Here is a 19593-nt window from a genome sequence, read left to right on the forward strand (position 1 = left end):
CTTGCTACCGTGAATGGCGATATTGGAAAAATAAATGTCGTACTATTGCAATATAAATGAAATGCTGACTGAATAAGGGGTAAAGGCAGCCGCTCCTACGAGGGCGGATAATAAGAATCTATAGAGACAACGGGCTTCATGGGAGGAAGCGTGCAAGATTCCGTTGTTATTGGGGTGTGCTATGGCGTTGGATTCCGACACAACACGTCGGGAAAGTAATAGAAATTTTCGGGTAAAGATCTGGGGTGCGCGGGGAACGCTTCCTGTTTCAGGTGAAAACTTCCGAAAATACGGCGGGAATACCATCTGCATTGAGGTGAGATGCGGCGATCACGTTCTTTTGTTCGATGCGGGTTCGGGCTTGCATCCTGCCGGCCTTGCTCTGCGGGCGGAAGGCATTACTGACGTCAACCTGTTTTTCTCGCATTGCCATTACGACCACATTGTCGGCTTCCCCTATTTCAAGCCCTTTTATAACAGCTCCAACGATGTCGCCATCTGGTCTGGTCACCTCGCTGGCACCATGACCACCCGGGAAATGCTCAAGGACTTCATGAGCCCGCCTTGGTTCCCCGTGCCGCTGGAAATTTGCTGCGCAAAAATCGACACGCGGGACTTCATGCCGGGTGACGTGCTCGATGTGCATCCCGGCCTTTCGATCAGGACCGGAATGCTCAATCATCCAGGCAACGCCATCGGATACCGGTTGGACTGGGAAGGAAAGTCCCTCGCCATCATCACCGATACCGAACATGAGCCGGGCAGCATCGACGAAACTGTGCTCGATCTGATCAGGGACGTCGACCTTTTCCTTTATGATGCCATGTTCACCGATGAGGAAATGGGCCTATACCGTGGTTACGGCCATTCCTCCTGGCAACAGGCGATCCGCCTCGCCAAGCTTGCAGGTGCAAAAAATGTCGGCTTCATCCATCACGCCCCAAGCCGCAGCGACGAAGAACTGGATAATATCGAAAAACAGGCGAAAGCCGAGTTCAGCGGTGCGTTCGCGGCCATGGACGGGCAGATCATAGTGCTTTGACGCAATCTGGCTCCGGCGAAGTCAACTTGCGAGACCGCCTTCTCGAAATCCTGATTTCAATATCCTATGCGACGCGGGCATTCGAACACGCACAATTGACCGTTCCCGATCGATTGCTCCACGATATTGCCACGAGACGGCCTGCAATAAGGGTGCCACCACTTACGACATGATGATTCTGCGCCGAATGACCACATGATGGGATTTGCATGATCCGTTTCTTTTCGGAGACCAATTTGAGACGCGCCCGGATTTTGTCCGGCCTCATCATATTTGCTTTCGTATTTTCCCACCTTTTCAATCACTCCCTCGCACTCATCTCCATCGATACCGCCGAACGGGCGCGAAAATGGTTCAGCCTGATCTGGCTCAATCCCGTCAGCAGCCTGCTTTTTTACGGTTCGGTCGTGCTGCATGTCTGTCTTGTTCTACGCTCGCTTTATTTGCGCAGAACACTGCGAATGCCGCTCCGCGAAGCACTTCAGATCATCTTCGGTCTGTCTATCCCGTTCCTGATCATCGGCCACGCCGTCAATATCCGTGTGTCGCATATGCTTTATGGCATTGATGTCGGCTATTATTCGGTCATCCGCAGGCTGTGGATCAACAACCCGATACAGGGCGCCTGGCAAAGCCTCGCCTTGATCGTGATCTGGGTCCACGGATGCATTGGCCTCTATTTCTGGCTGCGTTATCGAGACTGGTATCCGCGAATAGCCGGGCTGTTCATGACGGTGGCCGTGATGCTGCCGCTTCTGGCGCTGCTGGGCTTCAGCGATGCCGGTCGATGGCTGGCGGAAATAGACAAAAAATACGCGCTTCCGCCCGGACTTGTCGACAATACGATTCAAAAGGACGAGCTGCCACTGCAGCGGGAAATGGAAACACGGATCCGTTTCATCACCGGCACAGCGGAGACGCTGTTCGTCGGCGCGGTGATGCTGGTCTTCGCCATGCGTGGCGTACGCAGCTTTCGGCAACGATTGACGGCGATAGAAATCCGCTATGAACACGGCGCGCAGGCGCATGTACCGGCCGGTCTCAGCATTCTGGAAGCGAGCCGCCTTGCCGGAATTCCGCATTATTCCGTCTGCGGCGGCAAAGGGCGCTGCTCAACCTGTCGTGTCAAGGTTCTGAACAGCAAAGGCCCGCTGCCGCCACCGGGAGACATTGAGCAAACCACATTGAGGCGCATCCATGCCGATTCCGATGTCCGGCTCGGCTGCCAGCTACGCCCCACCAGCGATATTGATATCGCGCTTCTCGTTTCGCCGCCCCAGCAGAGCGACCTGCCAGCCGATGCACAACCGGCCCGCCCCGGCCGGGAAGAAGAAATAGCCATACTTTTTTGCGATTTGCGCAACTTCACCACGCTTTCCGAAGCGAAGCTGCCCTATGATGTCGTCTTCCTTCTGAATCGCTATTTCACCATCGTCGGGCAGGCGGTAGAGCAGGCGGAAGGCCATCTCGACAAATTCATCGGCGATGGCGCCATGGCGCTTTTCGGACTTGGCGAGGACGCGGAACATGCCTGCCGCAAAGCCATGAAGGCGGCCGCAACCATATTGCGGGATATCGCAATCCTGAACGAGGGGCTGGAGAAACAATTCACCGTCCGCCTGGAAGTCGTCGTCGGAATTCATTCCGGTCCGAGCATCGTCGGCGTCATGGGATATGGCGCGGCCAAAACCCTCACGGCCATCGGCGATACCGTCAACGTGGCAAGCAGGCTCGAATCCAAGGCCAAGGAATTCGGCGCCGCCATCGTTGTTTCCGAACCGGCCATCATTCAGGCGGGACAGGAGATTGCCGATCTCAGAAGCGAAGAAATCGCCATCCGCGGCCGCAACTCGCAAATGAAGGTCTTCCTGCTCTCGAAAGAAGAGAGCGAGCGCTATTTATGAGATAGCCCAGACACGAGTGTCGGAGCGTCCAATCTCAAATCTTGCGATACAGAAAATAGCGGTCCGTCGGTACGCTTGCCGGCACCGGCAAAGGCTTCAGCATGGGATGATCCAGAGGCAAGCCGCTGACCGCGATGCCGCCTTTCGCCAACATGCCCGCCGCAAGATCGGGCAACCATGTGAGGGTGACAGCATCCTTTTCCGGATAACCCGTGCCGATATCGGCATGCACGAACGCCGCTTCCTTGCCAATGAAAGCTGGAGCGGTTTGCGATATTTCACCGATCACCAGATCTTCCTGCACCGGAACGGAGGAAGCGTGCGCACCCATGGCCCTGTCGAAAGCGACAATGCGGCGGTTGGGAAACAGCTCCCGCAGATGGTTGAAAGTGCGCCCGTTGCCAAGGCCAATTTCCATAAGCGCGCCTTCACCCGGCAGATCAAGATCAGCTGCAACATGGTTGAGAATATCCCGCTGCGCGGTCAGCCGGCGGATGAAACTATCGAGTCTGCTCATATTATCAGGCCTTGATGATGTGTTTTGCAGCCATATCCCGACGCGCGAAAACATTTCGCGTGTCAATGATAAGCGGCGCCCATTCGCTTAGAGCGGCATAATCGACGTTGTCATGGTCGGTCGCAACGAGAACGGCGTCGAAAGCGCCGATCGCCTCCCTTTCCCACGGCACGGATTTCATGCCCATCAGATGGCTATACTCCCGGGTTTTCGGGATTTCTGCAACAAAGGGATCGAAGTAGGCCGCTTCGCCGCCACGCTCCTGAATAATCTCGATGAGCTTCAGCGAGGGGCTTTCGCGAATGTCAGGCACATTCTTTTTATAGGCGAGCCCGACGACCAGCACCTTCGAGCGGCTGAGCGCCTTGCCGGAATGAATATCGAGCGCCTCCGCGACCCGCCCGATGACATGACGCGGCATGCCGGTATTGATCTCTCCGGCCAGCTCGATGAATCGCGTCGGCAATTCATATTCACGCGATTTCCAGGTGAGATAGAACGGGTCGATCGGTATGCAATGGCCGCCGAGACCCGGACCGGGATAAAACGGCATGAAACCGAACGGCTTGGTCTTCGCCGCATCGATCACTTCCCATATGTCGATGCCCATTGCCTCGTAGACGACCTTGAGTTCGTTGACCAGCGCGATATTCACGGCCCGGAAGACGTTTTCGGTAATTTTTACCGCCTCGGCCGTGGCGTTTGTCGAGACGGGGACGATCTTTTTGACCACCGAACCGTAAAATGCCGCCATCAGCTTTCCGGCCGCCTCGCCATCGCCAGCGACAACCTTCGGAATGGTCGAGGTCTCGAAATCGCGATTGCCGGGATCTTCCCGTTCAGGTGAAAAGCCGATGAAGAAATCGACGCCGGAGACAAGCCCGGCACTTTCCAGAATGGTCTTTACCACCCCGTCAGTCGTACCGGGATAGGTGGTCGATTCCAGAACCACGAGCTGCCCCTTGCGCAGATGGGCGGCAATATCGCGGCAGGTCTTTTCGACATAAGAAAGGTCCGGCTCGCGATATTTCGTCAGGGGCGTGGGCACGCAGATGGCGATGACATCGCATTCGGCCAGCTTGGAGAAATCCGAGGTGGCGACAAAACCTTCATCCTGTCTCACACTCGCCAGCACCTCATCGGAAACGGCCTCGATATAGCTGCGGCCGGCCTCGATCGCGGTAATTTTGCCGGGATCGATATCGAAACCGACAACCTTGAAACCGCCCCTGGCGATCGTCATGGCAAGCGGCAGACCGACATAGCCGAGGCCGATCACCCCCGCTTTGGCGCTTTTGTTTTCAATACTGGAAAGCAGGTTCCGGGAGATGTCTGGGGAAGTCAAAGCGTGTCACGCTCCGCGCATGTGCAAAAGATGCCTCTCAGTTGGGCAAGAATGACGGACCTGTCAAGGCTCGGGCCTTTCAAATTCCGGTTGACGCGCGAGCCCCCGGCAACGCACAACCTTCGCCATGAAGATCGCCTTTTATGCGCCGCTCAAATCTCCCAACCATCCGGTTCCCTCCGGCGACCGGCTGATGGCTCGCCTGTTGATGAAAGCGATGACGATTGGCGGTCACGATGTTTCCGTTGCCTCGGAATTGCGCAGTTTTCTGAAACAGGCGGATGCCCCGGCAAGAGTCTTGCTCGCCGATGAGGCAGAGCGGGAAATCGAGGTCATCACGCGACGCTGGGAGCGGGAGGGCGTGCCGGATCTCTGGTTTTGTTACCACCCCTATTACAAGGCACCGGACTTGCTTGGACCGGAACTGGGCAGACGTTTCAGCATCCCCTATGTCACTGCCGAAGCGTCCTACTCACCGAAGCGAAACGGGATGGGATGGCAGGCGGTCCAGGATGGGTTGCTGGCCGCATGGAACGCCGCCGCCATCAATATCTGCTTCACCGCACGGGATCGTGAAGGCCTCTTGCGGGCCTCGCCCGCCCTTCGCTGGGCCATGCTGCCACCTTTCATCGATGCCGAGGCCTTTCTCAGAAACTCACCCCAGCCGACACCTGCAAGGCTCATCACCGTCGCCATGATGCGGGCGGGTGACAAGCTCGACAGCTACCGCGCCCTTTCCGAAGCGCTCGCCCTGTTGCCGCAGGATCTCGACTGGACGCTGGATATCGTCGGCGACGGACCGGAACGCACGGCCGTGCAGGCCATATTCAGCGCGTTTCCCAATCGCCGTCTCGTCTGGCACGGGGAAAAAACCGCGACCGAGATCGCCATGCTTCTTTCAAAAGCCTCTCTCTATGTCTGGCCGGGCCATGGCGAGGCCTATGGTCTCGCCTATCTCGAGGCGCAGGCTGCCGGCTTGCCCGTTGTGGCCGAAGAAGTGGCTGGCGTCCCCGAAGTGGTAAAATCCGGCGCCACAGGATTACTGACACCAGAAAATGATAGAGCCGCCTATGCCGACGCGATTAAAACCCTGCTCGGCGACGACACACAGCGCAAAGAACTGGCGCAGACGGCCCGGCAGTTCGTCAGGAATGAACGGTCTCTGGAAAACGCCGCAAAAGAACTGAACCATATACTGCTGCAAGCAAAGGCGCGAACATCATGAGTCTGGAAAAACTCGTTGCGGCACTCGACGAATGCGGGCGGCGCGGCATATCCGCCGATCTCTGGCTCCGCGACGACGATGCGGTGGAGCCGACGCCCGCGCTCGACACGTTGCTCGATCTTTGCGGCGGCTTTTCCGCTCCGGTCACGCTCGCGGTCATCCCCGAGATGACGACCGATAAGCTCGCACGGCATCTGGATGTGTCGGACATTGCCCAGGTCGCCGTGCATGGCTGGTCCCATACGAATTATGCCAGCGAGAAGGAAAAGAAACAGGAACTCGGATCGCATCGCGATCCCGCTGTCGTTCTCGATGAATTGCAATCCGGCCTGGATAAACTCCACGACCTGCATGGCGGGCGTTTGGTGCCGATGCTCGTGCCGCCGTGGAACCGCATAGATCCCGGTATCGTGAAGGCACTCGCGGGCCTCGGATATCGCGCCCTATCCGTTTTCGGGCCGGAGAAAAGCACCTTGCCGCCCTGCCTGAACACCCATGTCGATGTGATCGACTGGCACGGCAGCCGCGGTGGCCGCGACGACGACGTGCTCTTTGCGGAAACCGCCGCCCGCATCCTGATGACCGCCGAAAACGGCGGCACGACCGGCATCCTCACCCACCATCTCGTCCATGATGACAATGTCTGGCGCTTTCTGAGACGGTTTTTCAAGGTGACCACCGATCATCCCGCCGCCCGCTGGCGCTCTTCAAGAGACCTCATCGACGAAATCTCACCATGATTTCCAGGCAATCAGCAACCCGCTCGCCTCGGTAGAAAGTTCCCGCCTGACCGCTTCCACCGCCTCAAAAGGCGCGCGATCGGGAAGGGACGCGGCAACGAACCCCGCCGGCGCGAGGCTGATGCTCCCTGCCCGGGCGATGACGGTGAAGATCAAGGGGCCGGTCGACCACCAGGCGGGCGCGCGCGGCATGTCTTCGATAATTCCGGGGAAGGCTTCCAGCATCCTGCTGAAAACAGGATGTCCGGCAGGCGCTGCTATGAAGGAATTGGCAAGCAGCATGCTACCCTGCCCCGTGTCCCGCGGGGTTTTTTCGTCAAACGCCGTCAGCCCCGTCAGAGGCAGGAATGTATCGAAACTCGCGTCGTCCCGTGCCGGATACCAGTCGCAATCGAGATAGATTCCGCCAAACCGCTCCAGCAGCATATAACGGGCCACATCCACCGCGCCCGGATAATCGCCCTTTTCCAGCATGATTTTGAAGACGCCGTTGGAAAACACGCCTTGCCGCTCAAGATCGGCCTCCCGCCAGAGCCGATAGCCGTAACCGTGGTTCGAAGCGTGGGCGGCCCATGCCTCAACCGACACTGGCGGAGCTTTCTCCCCGATCCATATCTGGTGGATGAGCCTTGGCACATCTTCACGGCTTTTGACACTGATCGCGCGACGGTCTTGCGTGGAAAACCGCGCATATTTCTCCAGCACCTGCGGCGGTGGAACCAGCGTATATTGATAACCGATCTTGGCGATCACATCGCCCTCGGCCTTGGCGAGGCGCAGCCTCGCCGCATGCAAGCGGCGCGGCAGGCCGAGCACCGTCCGCTCACCCATCAGGTGGCTGTCCTTTGCTGCAACCAGCGATAAGAGAAGCGCATTGGCTTCTACATACTGGCCGCCATTTTGCAACTGCCGGGCTTTATCCAGCTGGGCGTCGTAATATTTCTTGTCGGACATGGACCCTCATCCAGAAACGCACGTTAACATATCGCCAAACAAAAGGCGTCAGGCAAGCCGTCGTGTTTCGGAAGCCGGCTTCGAATTTGCTAAACAATTCGATGTTTCAGAGGCATAGACAGACAACAAACCCTGCGATAACGTTGATTTAAGCCCTCCTAAGCAAATTGTCACAACGCAACGATAAAGAGACGGCAAGGAACCCTTTGGCATGAGCGCAGGCGCAGATTTGCTCCGTATTGAAAATCTGCAGGTCTCGTTTTCTCTCATGGGCGGCACCATCAATGCCGTCAGGGGCACAAGCCTTCGCATTCTTCCGGGGAAAGTCACAGCGCTCGTCGGCGAGTCCGGTTCGGGAAAATCCGTCATCGGCCAGACCATCATGGGCATCCATCCCAAGACGGCGCGTGTGAATGGACGCGTGCTATTCACCGATCCGGAAAATGGCGCGGCCGGCCCTGTCGATCTGCTGCAATTGCCGAAGGACGGCCGAGAAATCCGTTCGATACGCGGAAATCGCATCGGCCTGATCTTTCAGGAGCCGATGACATCTTTTTCGCCGCTGCACACCATCGGCAACCAGATCGACGAGGCGCTCAGGATTCACAGCATCCTGTCACCGGCCGAACGCGCGGAAAAAATGCATGAAACGCTCGACCTTGTGGGGTTTTCCAACCCCAAGAAGGTCGTGAACATGTATCCCTTCGAGCTGTCGGGCGGCATGCGCCAGCGCGCCATGATCGCCATGGCGCTCATCTGTCGGCCTGCACTTTTGATTGCCGATGAGCCGACGACGGCGCTGGATGTGACGATACAGGCGCAAATCCTCAAGCTGCTGCGCGATCTCCAGAGCCGGCTGAACATGAGCATGCTGCTCATCACCCACGATCTTGGTGTTGTCGCCAACATCGCCGACGAAGTCGCCGTGATCTATCAGGGCGAGATCATGGAAGCAGGCACCGTCGATGACATTTTCAAGGCGCCGGCGCACCCCTATCTCAAGGGCCTGATGGCCGCCGTACCGCATTTCGACATGAAGCCGGGCGAAAGACTGAAGGCGCTGCGCGAAATCAAGGTGGACCACGAAAGCCTCGTTGGCAAAAAAACCGCCGCGGTCAACAAAACCCCCGGTCCGCTTCTGACCGTCGACAACATCAGCAAGACCTTCACGACCCGCAAATCCAGCTGGTTCCGCAAAAGCGACGCCAACGCCACGAAGGCGGTCAACAGCGTCAGTTTTGAAATCCGTCGCGGCGAATGCCTCGGGCTGGTCGGCGAAAGCGGCAGTGGCAAGACCACCGTGAGTAAAATTCTTATGCGCGCCGTGCGGCCGGATGAGGGTTCGATAACCTTTCACCGTAAAGAGGGCGATATCGACGTCCTCAATGCGAAGGATGGTGATCTCAAAGAACTGCGCTCGAAGATACAGATGGTCTTCCAGGACCCGATTTCATCGCTGTCCCCCCGCATGACCGTCGGCAATATCCTGAGCGAGCCACTCGAAATCCACGGGCGGGGAGATGCGAAATACCGCGCGGAAAAAGTCCGCGGTCTTGTCAGGGCGATCGGCCTCGGCGAAAGCGCGCTGAACCGCTACCCCCATAGTTTCTCCGGCGGCCAGAGGCAGCGTATCGGCATTGCCCGCGCCCTGGCGCTCGGCCCCGAACTTCTCATCTGCGACGAACCCGTTTCCGCCCTCGATGTCTCCGTACAGGCGCAAATCCTCAATCTTCTTAAGGATTTGCAGCAGGATCTCGGGCTGACCTATCTCTTCATTTCGCACAATCTCGCGGTGGTGGACTATATGGCCGACCGCGTGGCCGTGATGTGCGAAGGCCGTATCGTGGAACTGGCGCCGCGCGAAATCCTGATGCGCTCTCCGGTTCATCCCTATACCAAATCCCTGCTGGCGGCCGTGCCTTTCCCCGATCTCGACCGCCCGCTCGATTTCCGCACCATCGGCAAGATCAGCGCGACGGGCAAATTCGACTGGGGTAAACAGTTTCGTGACGAGGGTGATGGCGACATGATTTCCGCCGATCTCGGCGAAGGCCATTTCGTCCTTGCAAACGGCAATGCCGATATCCGGGAGCTTCGCCCTTGATCACGCGTCGCACCACCCTTGCCCTCTTGGCTTCCGTCTTCCTGCCGGCCTATGCGCGGGCCGCCTACACCGACCCCAGCTATTTCAAGGAAAAACGGGAAAAGGGTGAATTGCCCGACGTGGCCGAGCGCCTGCCGAAAAAACCGCGCGTCATTGACATGAAAGCGCTTGGCCGCGAGCCGGGAAAACATGGCGGCTCGGTGCGTATGCTCATTGGCGGCCAGCGCGACATTCGCCTGATGCCGATCAGCAGCTATGCCCGTCTTGTCGGTTATGACGAAAAATTCGAACTGCATCCGGATATCCTCGAAAGTTACGAGGTTCAGGAAGAGCGCATCTTCACCTTCAAGCTGCGCGAGGGCCACAAATGGTCCGACGGCAGCGATTTCACCTCCGAGGATTTCCGCTATTTCTGGGAGGACGTCGCCCTCAACAGGGAAATCCACAAGGGCGGCCCGCCGATCGAACTTCTGGTCAACGAGAAGCCGCCGCTTATCGAAGTCATCGACCGGCAGACGGTGCGCTACACCTGGGATGGCCCCAATCCGGATTTTCTGGCGAAACTCGCAGCGGCCTCACCGGCGCGGCTGTTCCTGCCCGCCGCCTATATGAAACAGTTCCACATCAAATATCAGACGGCGGAAAAGCTCGCCAAGCTGATCAAGAAAAACAAGACGGATGACTGGAGCGGGCTGCATATCAAGATGTCGCGGCAGGTGCGGCCCGAAAATCCCGATCTGCCGACCCTGGATGCTTGGCGCAACACCACCGCGCCGCCCTCTGAGCAGTTCGTGTTCGAACGCAACCCCTATTATCACCGGGTCGACGAAAACGGCCTGCAGCTGCCCTATCTCGACCGTTTCCTGCTCAACGTCACCTCCTCCGATATCATCTCGGCCAAGACGGCATCGGGCGATAGCGACCTGCAATATTTCGGCCTCGATTTTGCCGACTACACCTTCCTGAAGGATGCCGAAAAGCGGTTCCCCCTGAAAGTCAATCTCTACAAGCGCTCCCAGGGTTCACGCATCGCGCTGCTGCCCAATCTCAATTGCGCCGACGCGGTCTGGCGCAGCGCTTTTCAGGATGTGCGCGTGCGCCGGGCGCTGTCGCTCGCGATAAACCGGCACGAAATCAACATGGTCTGCTTTTACGGGCTGGCAAAGGAAAGTGCCGATACCGTGCTCCCGGAAAGCTCGCTTTACCGGCAGGAATTTGCCGATGCCTGGAGCGCTTTCGACCGGGCGGCGGCCAACAGGCTGCTTGACGAAGCAGGTCTCGACAAGCGCGACGATGCCGGCCTTCGGCTTCTGCCGGATGGTCGTCCGGCCTATATCATCGTCGAGACGACAGGCGAAAGCACGCTCGAAACCGACGTGATGGAACTGGTGACGGATCACTGGCGACATATCGGTATTGCGGTTTCCGTCCGCCCCACCCAGCGCGATGTCTTCCGCAAGCGCGCCATGGGCGGCGAAGTGCTGATGTCCGTTTGGATGGGCATGGACAACGGTGTTCCGACACCAGACATGCTGCCTTCCGGCCTCGCCCCCACCGGCGATGACCAGCTGCAATGGCCGGTCTGGGGTGTGCATTATCTTTCGGGCGGCCGCGAGGGCAAGGAGCCCGATCTGCCGGAGGCGGCGCACCTGCTCGATCTGCTGAAAAAATGGCGCAGAAGCGTCACCGAGGAAGAGCGCGAGGCCATCTGGCTGGAAATGCTGGAGATTTATACGCAGCAGGTATTTTCCATCGGCATCGTCAACGGCGCGCTGCAACCCGTCGTTCACGTCAAACGCATGCGAAACGTGCCGGAAAAAGCGCTTTTCGGTTACGAGCCCACATCCTATCTCGGCGTCTATATGCCGGATAGCTTCTGGTACGACGGAGACGCCTGATATGCTGCGGTATATTTTAAAGCGCGTCCTCGTCATGATCCCCACGCTAATCCTGATCTCTATGCTGGTTTTCACCATCATCGAGCTGCCGCCGGGCGATTATTTCGAAAGCTATGTCGCCGAGCTACGCGCCATGGGCGAAACGGCAAACCTTGCCGAAATCGAGGAGCTACGCGCCCGTTACGGTTTCGACCAGCCAGCCCCGATCCGTTATTTCCGCTGGGCAACCGGCATGCTGGTCGGCGATTTCGGTTATTCCTTCGAATATCAGCTGCCGGTCAGCGATGTGGTGGGAGACCGCCTGTGGCTGACGGTGCTCGTCTCCTTCGTCACCATCATCGTCACCTGGCTTATCGCCTTCCCGATCGGCATCTACTCCGCCACGCATAAATATAGCTGGGGCGATTATGGCCTCACCTTCCTCGGCCTGCTCGGCATCGCCATTCCCAACTTCATGCTGGCGCTGATCCTGATGTATTTCGCCAATATCTGGTTCGGCATCTCCATCGGCCATCTGATGGACCGGGAATATCTGAACCAGGCGATGAGCTGGGCGAAGTTCAAATCGATCCTCGAACATATCTGGATTCCCGTCCTCATCATCGGAACGGCGGGCACCGCCGGCATGATTCGCCGCCTGCGCGCCAATCTGCTCGACGAATTGCAGAAACAATATGTGGTCACCGCCCGCGCCAAGGGGCTGCACCCCTTCAAGGTGCTGACCAAATATCCGCTGCGCATGGCGCTGAATTTCTTCATCTCAGATATCGGTTCGATCCTGCCCGCTATCATATCAGGCGCGGAAATCACCGCTGTCGTCCTATCACTCGAAACCACTGGCCCCATGCTCATCAGGGCGTTGCAGAGCCAGGATATGTATCTGGCCGGTTCGTTCCTGATGTTCCTGGCATTCCTGACGGTGATCGGCGTTCTGGTGTCGGATATTGCCCTTGCCATACTCGACCCGAGAATCCGCTTCGGAGGTGGTAACGTCAAATGACTTCGTCCATTCCGAAACCCGGCGAAACGCTGCCCCATTACGTCTCGACCGCACCCTTCGATCCTTCGCTGATCGAACCCAACACATCTGGAATGGCCGCCTTCAGCAAGGCCTCGCAGCTGCGCCTCATGTGGTGGCAGTTCCGTCAGCACAAGATCGCCGTGTGGTCCGGCGTCTTTCTGGTGGTGCTTTATCTTTCGATCCTGATCTGCGAGTTTCTGGCGCCCTATAATCTCCACACCCGCAATATTGAAAATATCTACGCCCCTCCGCAGGCCATTCACCTGTTCAATGATGGAAAATTTGTCGGCCCCTTCGTTTACGGCCGGGAAATGACGCTCGACATGGACAATCTGAGACGGATCTATCGGGATGTCCCGACGGATATCCAGCCGCTGCGTTTCTTCTGCAAAGGCGATACCTATCGCTTCTGGGGCATGTTCGAGGGCAGAACCCATCTCGTCTGCCCAGCGGAGGGTGGTGAATTGTTCCTGCTCGGCACGGATCGTCTCGGGCGTGACGTGCTGTCGCGCATCATCTATGGTGCGCGCATTTCGCTGACCATCGGCCTTCTCGGCGTCGCCATGAGCTTCGTTCTCGGCATTGTGATCGGCGGTCTGGCGGGCTATCGCGGCGGCACGTTTGACCTGATCGTCCAGCGCATCATCGAAGTGCTGCAATCCATTCCCAGCATTCCGCTGTGGCTGGCGCTTGCCGCAATCATGCCGGTGACCTGGAGCCCGATCCTTGTCTATCTCGGCATCACCATCATTCTCGGCATGCTGGACTGGACGGGCCTTGCACGCGCCGTGCGCTCGAAACTTCTGGCGCTTCGCGAAGAAGACTATGTTTTGTCTGCACAATTAATGGGTGCCGGCACGCCGCGCATCATCGGCAGACACCTTATTCCCGGCTTCATGTCACACTTGATCGCATCGGCCACTCTGACGATACCCGGCATGATTCTCGGCGAGACCGCACTGAGCTTCCTCGGCCTCGGTCTCAGACCACCGATCACAAGTTGGGGAATTCTGCTCACGGAGGCGCGCAGCGTCAGCGTCATTGCGCTATATCCATGGCTTCTCATCCCGACGATCCCGGTCGTTCTCGTCATTCTGGCCTTTAATTTCTTCGGTGACGGACTACGTGATGCTGCGGATCCCTTCAGATAAAATGGAACACCCTTTGATAAACTGCCCTTCCGCCATCGCCTTTTTTGTGAAAGGCAAAAAGAGGTGTGGCCCATGACCTCCCGTTTGAATGACGCGCGTATTCTCATGTACAGCCACGATTCCTTCGGGCTCGGGCATCTGCGGCGGTGTCGCACCATCGCGCATGCGCTGGTGGAGGATTATCGCGGCCTCAACGTCCTCATCATTTCCGGCGCGACGATTGCCGGCGCTTTCGATTACCGCGCCCGCGTCGATTTCGTGAAAATCCCGAGCGTCATCAAGCTGCGCAACGGCGAATATACGTCCATGGACAGGCATATCGATCTTCAGGAAACGTTGAAGATGCGCCGCTCCATCATCTACCACACCGCCGAAAGCTTCCAGCCGGATATCTTCATCGTCGACAAGGAGCCCATGGGCCTGCGCGGCGAGGTGGAGGAAACGCTTGCCTATCTCAAGGGACAGGGCACCAAGCTCGTCATCGGCCTGCGCGACGTCATGGATGCGCCGCAGTTGCTCGAGGCGGAGTGGAAGCGCAACAATGTCATGACAAAGATCGGCCAGTTCTATGACCACGTCTGGATTTATGGCCCACCCGATTTCCACGATCCGCTGACGGGACTCGACGTTCCGCACACCGTTCGCGACAAGATGGATTTCGTCGGGTTTCTGCAAAGGTCCAAGACCCAGGCCGAAACCGTATCGCATCGGCCGGAAGGCGATTATCTTCTCGTCACCACGGGCGGGGGCGGCGATGGCAGCGAATTGATCGACGACGTCATCAACGCCTATCGCCATGACAGCGAACTGACGCACAAGGCGCTGGTGGTGCTCGGCCCCTATATGCCAGCGGATCAACGCCAGCGCTTCATGAGCAGTGTTGCCGACATTCCGCATATCGAGATCATCGAATTCGACAATCGCATGGAAGATCTCGTCGCCGGCGCACAGGCCGTCGTCTCCATGGGCGGATACAACACCGTCTGCGAGATATTGTCCTTCGACAAACCCGCCCTCGTTGTACCGCGCACGGTGCCGCGCGAAGAGCAGCTTATCCGCGCCAGTCGCGCCTCGGAGCTTGGTCTTTTCGACATGCTTCTGCCGGAAGATGCCGAAAACCCGGCAAAAATGGCCGCGGCTCTGAAAGCCCTGCCGCACCGCGCGCCGCCCTCCGTCAATGCGTGCGGGCTGAAGCTGGACGGTCTTGAAAACATATCGCGCCGGATAGCCGAATGGCTGCCGCCCGAAAGCGATAAGGCACCGATTACGCTCTCCGCGTGACCGGTTCCCCGACAAACACGGCTTCAAAAGAGACACGCGCAACGTGACCGATACAAAAAAAATCGTGGTGCTCCTCAAGGGCTATCCGCGCCTGTCCGAGACTTTCATCGCCCAGGAACTTCTGGGACTGGAGAAGGCCGGGCTGAAGCTCGAACTCATGTCGATGCGCCGTCCGACGGATAAAAAGCGCCACCCCGTTCACGATGAAATCCGCGCGGCCGTGACATACTTGCCGGAATATCTGCATGAGGAGCCGCTACGGGTTTTGAAGGCGCTTTGGGCGTGCCGCGGGAAGCCGGGCTTCACCAAGGCGCTTCGCCGCTTTTTCAACGATCTGCCGCATGATCTCAGCCGCAATCGCTTCCGCCGTTTCGGGCAGGCTGCGGTGCTCGCGCATGAATGGCCTGAAGATGCCGAATGGCTGCATGTCCATTTCATCCACACCCCCGCCTCGGTCGCCGCCTATACTCACCTCATCACCGGCACGCCCTGGACGATTTCAGCCCACGCCAAGGACATCTGGACCTCCAGCGACCGCGACCTTGCCGCCAAACTGCAAAGCGCACGCTGGGCGGTGACCTGCACCGCTGGCGGCTTCCAGCATCTGCAAACCCTTTCCGGGCCCCGTCGGAACGTGCATCTGAGCTATCATGGCCTCGATCTCACCCGTTTCCCGCATTTCGACACGCCGCGAACGGCAAGAGACGGTTCAGACGCCAAAGATCCGGTGAGGATTTTGAGCGTCGGCCGGGCGGTCAAGAAAAAGGGCATCGATATTCTCCTGCGTGCGCTCGCCTCGCTGCCGCAGGATATGCATTGGCGCTTCACCCATATCGGCGGCGGCGATGAACTGGGCGGACTGAAGAAACTCGCAGACGAACTCGGCGTCGCCGACAGGATCGTCTGGACCGGGGCCATGGACCAGAAACAGGTGCTGGAGAACTATCGCGAAGCGGACCTCTTCGCTCTAGCTTGCCGCATCACCAGCGATGGCGACCGCGACGGCCTGCCAAATGTGCTGGTCGAGGCCGCGAGCCAGGCGCTGACCTGCATCTCCACCAATATTTCCGGGATACCGGAGTTTTTTGTCAGCGGTCAAAACGGCCTGCTGACGGAACCGGAAAATCCGGCCGCTTTCGCAGAGGCGCTGCGCATGGCCATCACCGATCCGCAATTGCGCCAGCGTCTTGGCAGCGCCGCCGAAGACCGTGTGCGCACCGCCTTCGACCATCGCACCAGCATTATCGAGCTGAAGGCCCTGTTCGAGAAAGAGTGGGAAAAAACGCCATGACCGATACGGAAAAACGCCCCTGCGTCTTCTTCTACGTCCAGCACCTTCTCGGCATCGGCCATATCGCCCGCGCCAGCCGCATTGCCAACGCCCTTCAGGCGAACGGTTTCGATGTCGTGCTGGTCACGGGCGGCACGCCTGTTCCGGGCTTTCCGGGCGAGGGTATCCGCCATGTCGAATTGCCGCCCATCGCCGTCAGCGACGGCAGCTTTGCTGGCCTGGTCGACAGCTCCGGCAAACCGGTGGACGACGACTTCAAGAGGCTGAGAACCGATATGCTGATCGGGGCCTATCACGGCGCCAAACCCGATATCGTTATCATTGAAGCCTTCCCGTTCGGCCGCAGGCAGGTGCGTTTCGAATTGCTGCCGCTTCTCGATGAGATAGAAGGCAGCGAACCGCGCCCGCTCGTCATGGCGTCGCTGCGCGATATCTTGCAAGAAAAGACGAAACCGGGACGGGATGAAGAGACCGTGTCGCTGGTTAAGAAACATTTCGATGCGGTGCTCGTCCATGGCGATCCGGATTTTGCCCGGCTGGAAGACACTTTTCCCCTCGCAGGCGAGATCAGGCAGCGCATCGTCTATACCGGCCTCGTCGCTCCTCTTCCGCCGCCGGAACCGGCGGAAAAATTCGATATCGTGGTTTCCGCAGGCGGAGGCGCCGTTGGCGCCGAACTCATCCGGGCCGCTCTCGAGGCTGCCCCTCTACTGGATGGCATCAAGAACTGGTGCCTCGTGACCGGTCCCAACATGCCGCAGGCGGATTTCGATGCAATCTCGGCGCAGGCGGCGGGCAATGTGTCCGTCTTCCGTTTCCGCAAGGATTTCGCAAGTTTGCTCGCCGGCGCACGGCTTTCGATTTCACAGGCCGGCTACAACACCGTCTGCGATATTCTTCAGGCAAAATGCCGCTCGCTTCTGATCCCCTTCGCAGCCGGAGGCGAAACCGAACAGAGCGCCCGCGCCGAACGGCTGGCGCGGCTGGGGCTGGCGTATGTGCTGGAGGAGAAGGATATTTCGGCGCAAGCGATGGCCGATGCCATCAAGACGGCATTCTCCCTACCGGCGCCCGGCACGATCGCGCTCGATCTCGATGGCGCGGCCGGAACAGCTAGAGCGCTGCGCCGCCTTTATGATGAGCGGTGAGGATCGTCTTCAACTCGCGAACCGCCGCCTCATCGGTAATCTTGCGCCCTGCGCCGGTGAAACCGAGCTTCGCCACCCTGCTGTCTAGATCATAGGATGGAACGGCGGAACAGGATGCGTGGATTTCCGTTATCGGAAAGCGATCCAGCAATGTCTGAACGCTCTGCGGACGCACCCCGGCGCCGGGCATGATGACGATCCGGCTTGCCGCCGTCTCGGACAGGTGGGCCAGAGCCTCAATCCCTTCAAGCGCCGAACGCGCCCCGCCTGAGGTGAGAATTCTTGAGAACCCCAATGCGATGGCGGCTTCCAGCGCCTCTTCCATGTCAGGCACGACATCGAAAGCCCGGTGCAGCGTAACATCCAGCCCGTCGGCATGACGACGCAGTTCTTCAAGTAAGCCGATATCGAGCGAACCATCGCCATGCGACGCGCCGAGCACCACGCCGGAAAGGCCGGCGGCACGCGCCGCGTCGATATCGCGTTTCATCACATCCGCTTCGTCGCGGGTGAAGACAAAATCACCGGCGCGCGGCCTGATCATGACGCTCACCGGCAACCCGCAGGACGCCGCACGCTGCATGAAACCCGCCGAGGGCGTCACACCGCCGCCGGAAAGAGCCGCACAAAGTTCGATGCGATCGGCCCCGCCGCTGACCGCCGCTTCCAGACCGGCGACATCGTCCACGCAAATTTCGAGAATCATCGTAACCTCTTTCATTTGGGTGGCCGTTACCTGCGGCGGCCCTTTCCATCAAGCGCGTAAAGCATATAAACGCCGCCCAGCCCCACCATCGCACCCAATATGGAAGTCCCCGAATAGCTGGAAACCAGGGTTCCAATGGCAAAAATCAACGCACCCAGACCGGCACCGAGGAAGATATTCACGGCGATCAGGGAGCTTCCGAGTCCCGGCCGGTCCGCGATCAGCTCCTGCAGGTAGGTAATTGGAATGCTGATGATCGCGGCAGCGCCCAGCGCACTGATGACCGTTTGGGCGTAGATATGCCACGGCGCTGAAGCAAGCCCCTGCAGAATGAGATAGATGGCGTAGAGCCCCGCTCCCGCCGCAAGTGTCAGCGTCTGCGGAACCTTTTTCTCGATCCAGCCCCACAGGAGAATGAAGACGATTTCCAGCGCAGCGACGATGCCCGCGACAATGCCGATATCCGCCACCGTGCCCTTGGCCTGTCCGGTTATGATGAGCGAACGCACGGAATCGTTGAGATGCAGCATCGAGCAGATGAGCGCGATGGCGATGATCCGCAGCAGCACCCGCCGGGATCCGATTTCCGCAAGCGAGGCGCGCAGGCCGAACCGCGCTTCGGTATTTGCCGATGCAGGCGTGGCGGCCCGCGGCAGGCAGAAGGCGACGAGCAGAAAGCAGACAAGCGCGCAGATGCCCGAAAACAGGAACGCCATCAGCATATTGCCGGAATTCACCAGAAAAACACCGACAATGCCCGGCACCAGCACCCAGGAAAGCGAGATGGTTGCCCGCATGATCGAATTCACCGCGATCATCTCACCCGTCGAAAGATTGCGCGCGTCGGCACGCACATGGGCGAAGATCAACGAATTCATCGCTCCGAAAATCGGCAGAAGCACCAGCTTTGCAGCGACGAAGGCGGTGGCGTTGCCGGCCAGATAGACCAGCAGATAACCGCTGACGCCGAAGAGCGCGATATAGAGCATTGGCTTGCGATATTCACCCAGCCTGTCTGCAACAATACCCATCAACACGCTGGCGCTGACGTTGATGACGGCAGCAAATAGCATCAGCAGCGAATAGACGCTGTTGCTCAGCCCGATTTCGCGAATACCGATGACCGCCTGATAGGGGGCGGTCGCCGCATTCGAAAACCCGAAGAACAGGATGGCGAGCGCCCCGATGCGGATCGACGGATTGTTGATGACGATGGAAAGAGCCGACGGCATGGATATTCGCCTGAGATGATCCGGCAGGGCCGGA

Annotated in this window: 16 protein-coding genes; 11 read left to right on the forward strand and 5 right to left on the reverse strand. The window is 58.7% G+C overall.

What is annotated here, in order from left to right:
* The first annotated feature begins 181 nt into the window (after positions 1 to 181).
* Positions 182 to 1042 carry an MBL fold metallo-hydrolase gene (locus PL597_RS20790; protein ID WP_142913006.1) on the forward strand — a complete coding sequence of 287 codons (861 nt, stop codon included), beginning with the start codon at positions 182 to 184 and terminating at the stop codon, positions 1040 to 1042.
* A 209-nt stretch (positions 1043 to 1251) separates the two neighbouring features.
* Positions 1252 to 2946, forward strand: a complete 1695-nt coding sequence (locus PL597_RS20795; RefSeq protein ID WP_271366176.1) for an adenylate/guanylate cyclase domain-containing protein — start codon at positions 1252 to 1254, stop codon at positions 2944 to 2946.
* Between the two features lie 34 nt (positions 2947 to 2980).
* On the opposite strand, the gene PL597_RS20800 is transcribed toward PL597_RS20795, so the two are convergent.
* Together PL597_RS20800 and PL597_RS20805 are read right to left on the reverse strand one after the other, a co-directional pair.
* A complete protein-coding gene (locus tag PL597_RS20800; RefSeq protein ID WP_077985552.1) occupies positions 2981 to 3463 on the reverse strand; it encodes a class I SAM-dependent methyltransferase in 483 nt (160 codons plus the stop codon).
* A gap of 4 nt (positions 3464 to 3467) precedes the next feature.
* The gene (locus PL597_RS20805; RefSeq protein ID WP_162520511.1) at positions 3468 to 4808 is read right to left on the reverse strand and encodes a nucleotide sugar dehydrogenase; all 1341 of its coding nucleotides are present in this window, start codon (positions 4806 to 4808) and stop codon (positions 3468 to 3470) included.
* A gap of 127 nt (positions 4809 to 4935) precedes the next feature.
* Between PL597_RS20805 and PL597_RS20810 the strand changes: the two genes are divergently transcribed.
* Together PL597_RS20810 and PL597_RS20815 are read left to right on the forward strand one after the other, a co-directional pair.
* The gene (locus PL597_RS20810) at positions 4936 to 6033 is read left to right on the forward strand and encodes a glycosyltransferase family 4 protein (protein ID WP_271366177.1); all 1098 of its coding nucleotides are present in this window, start codon (positions 4936 to 4938) and stop codon (positions 6031 to 6033) included.
* The gene (locus tag PL597_RS20815; protein ID WP_077985550.1) at positions 6030 to 6773 is read left to right on the forward strand and encodes a polysaccharide deacetylase family protein; all 744 of its coding nucleotides are present in this window, start codon (positions 6030 to 6032) and stop codon (positions 6771 to 6773) included. The genes PL597_RS20810 and PL597_RS20815 overlap by 4 nt, the downstream gene beginning before the upstream one ends.
* Here the strand turns inward: PL597_RS20815 and PL597_RS20820 are convergent.
* Positions 6765 to 7727, reverse strand: a complete 963-nt coding sequence (locus PL597_RS20820) for a glycosyltransferase family 32 protein (protein WP_269826509.1) — start codon at positions 7725 to 7727, stop codon at positions 6765 to 6767. The genes PL597_RS20815 and PL597_RS20820 overlap by 9 nt on opposite strands.
* Positions 7728 to 7938: 211 nt before the next feature.
* Here PL597_RS20820 and PL597_RS20825 point away from each other — a divergent pair, with 211 nt between their 5' ends.
* The 7 genes from PL597_RS20825 to PL597_RS20855 all read left to right on the forward strand — a co-directional run bounded on the left by PL597_RS20825 (position 7939) and on the right by PL597_RS20855 (position 17621).
* Positions 7939 to 9831: an ABC transporter ATP-binding protein gene (locus PL597_RS20825; protein ID WP_271366178.1), complete on the forward strand. Its 1893-nt coding sequence runs from the start codon at positions 7939 to 7941 to the stop codon at positions 9829 to 9831.
* A complete protein-coding gene (locus tag PL597_RS20830) occupies positions 9828 to 11729 on the forward strand; it encodes an ABC transporter substrate-binding protein (RefSeq protein ID WP_271366180.1) in 1902 nt (633 codons plus the stop codon). The genes PL597_RS20825 and PL597_RS20830 overlap by 4 nt, the downstream gene beginning before the upstream one ends.
* 1 nt (position 11730) lies before the next feature.
* Entirely contained in the window at positions 11731 to 12729 is a 999-nt protein-coding gene (locus PL597_RS20835; RefSeq protein WP_269833634.1) for an ABC transporter permease, read from the forward strand.
* Positions 12726 to 13901: an ABC transporter permease gene (locus tag PL597_RS20840; protein WP_077985546.1), complete on the forward strand. Its 1176-nt coding sequence runs from the start codon at positions 12726 to 12728 to the stop codon at positions 13899 to 13901. Before PL597_RS20835 ends, PL597_RS20840 begins: the two co-directional genes overlap by 4 nt.
* 72 nt (positions 13902 to 13973) lie before the next feature.
* Positions 13974 to 15182 (forward strand): glycosyltransferase family protein, encoded by a 1209-nt coding sequence (locus tag PL597_RS20845; protein ID WP_137412242.1) that lies wholly within the window; start codon positions 13974 to 13976, stop codon positions 15180 to 15182.
* A 43-nt stretch (positions 15183 to 15225) separates the two neighbouring features.
* Positions 15226 to 16473 (forward strand): glycosyltransferase, encoded by a 1248-nt coding sequence (locus PL597_RS20850; RefSeq protein WP_269824738.1) that lies wholly within the window; start codon positions 15226 to 15228, stop codon positions 16471 to 16473.
* The gene (locus PL597_RS20855) at positions 16470 to 17621 is read left to right on the forward strand and encodes a glycosyltransferase family protein (RefSeq protein ID WP_269824739.1); all 1152 of its coding nucleotides are present in this window, start codon (positions 16470 to 16472) and stop codon (positions 17619 to 17621) included. The genes PL597_RS20850 and PL597_RS20855 overlap by 4 nt, the downstream gene beginning before the upstream one ends.
* Here PL597_RS20855 and PL597_RS20860 read toward each other — a convergent pair.
* The gene (locus tag PL597_RS20860; protein WP_269824740.1) at positions 17587 to 18327 is read right to left on the reverse strand and encodes a copper homeostasis protein CutC; all 741 of its coding nucleotides are present in this window, start codon (positions 18325 to 18327) and stop codon (positions 17587 to 17589) included. The two genes, PL597_RS20855 and PL597_RS20860, sit on opposite strands and share 35 nt — an antisense overlap.
* 26 nt (positions 18328 to 18353) lie before the next feature.
* Positions 18354 to 19559 (reverse strand): MFS transporter, encoded by a 1206-nt coding sequence (locus tag PL597_RS20865; protein WP_077985543.1) that lies wholly within the window; start codon positions 19557 to 19559, stop codon positions 18354 to 18356.
* Positions 19560 to 19593 lie beyond the last annotated feature (34 nt).

The sequence above is a fragment of the Agrobacterium sp. ST15.13.013 genome (assembly GCF_027956525.1).
In the GTDB taxonomy this organism is placed as follows: Bacteria; Pseudomonadota; Alphaproteobacteria; order Rhizobiales; family Rhizobiaceae; genus Agrobacterium; species Agrobacterium salinitolerans.

Coding starts and splice junctions, on each gene's coding strand:
- PL597_RS20790 (WP_142913006.1), top strand. CDS start 182: ATGGCGTTGGATTCCGACACAACACGTCGGGAAAGTAATAGAAATTTT.
- PL597_RS20795 (WP_271366176.1), top strand. CDS start 1,252: ATGATCCGTTTCTTTTCGGAGACCAATTTGAGACGCGCCCGGATTTTG.
- PL597_RS20800 (WP_077985552.1), bottom strand. CDS start 3,463: ATGAGCAGACTCGATAGTTTCATCCGCCGGCTGACCGCGCAGCGGGAT.
- PL597_RS20810 (WP_271366177.1), top strand. CDS start 4,936: ATGAAGATCGCCTTTTATGCGCCGCTCAAATCTCCCAACCATCCGGTT.
- PL597_RS20815 (WP_077985550.1), top strand. CDS start 6,030: ATGAGTCTGGAAAAACTCGTTGCGGCACTCGACGAATGCGGGCGGCGC.
- PL597_RS20820 (WP_269826509.1), bottom strand. CDS start 7,727: ATGTCCGACAAGAAATATTACGACGCCCAGCTGGATAAAGCCCGGCAG.
- PL597_RS20825 (WP_271366178.1), top strand. CDS start 7,939: ATGAGCGCAGGCGCAGATTTGCTCCGTATTGAAAATCTGCAGGTCTCG.
- PL597_RS20835 (WP_269833634.1), top strand. CDS start 11,731: ATGCTGCGGTATATTTTAAAGCGCGTCCTCGTCATGATCCCCACGCTA.
- PL597_RS20840 (WP_077985546.1), top strand. CDS start 12,726: ATGACTTCGTCCATTCCGAAACCCGGCGAAACGCTGCCCCATTACGTC.
- PL597_RS20845 (WP_137412242.1), top strand. CDS start 13,974: ATGACCTCCCGTTTGAATGACGCGCGTATTCTCATGTACAGCCACGAT.
- PL597_RS20855 (WP_269824739.1), top strand. CDS start 16,470: ATGACCGATACGGAAAAACGCCCCTGCGTCTTCTTCTACGTCCAGCAC.
- PL597_RS20860 (WP_269824740.1), bottom strand. CDS start 18,327: ATGATTCTCGAAATTTGCGTGGACGATGTCGCCGGTCTGGAAGCGGCG.
- PL597_RS20865 (WP_077985543.1), bottom strand. CDS start 19,559: ATGCCGTCGGCTCTTTCCATCGTCATCAACAATCCGTCGATCCGCATC.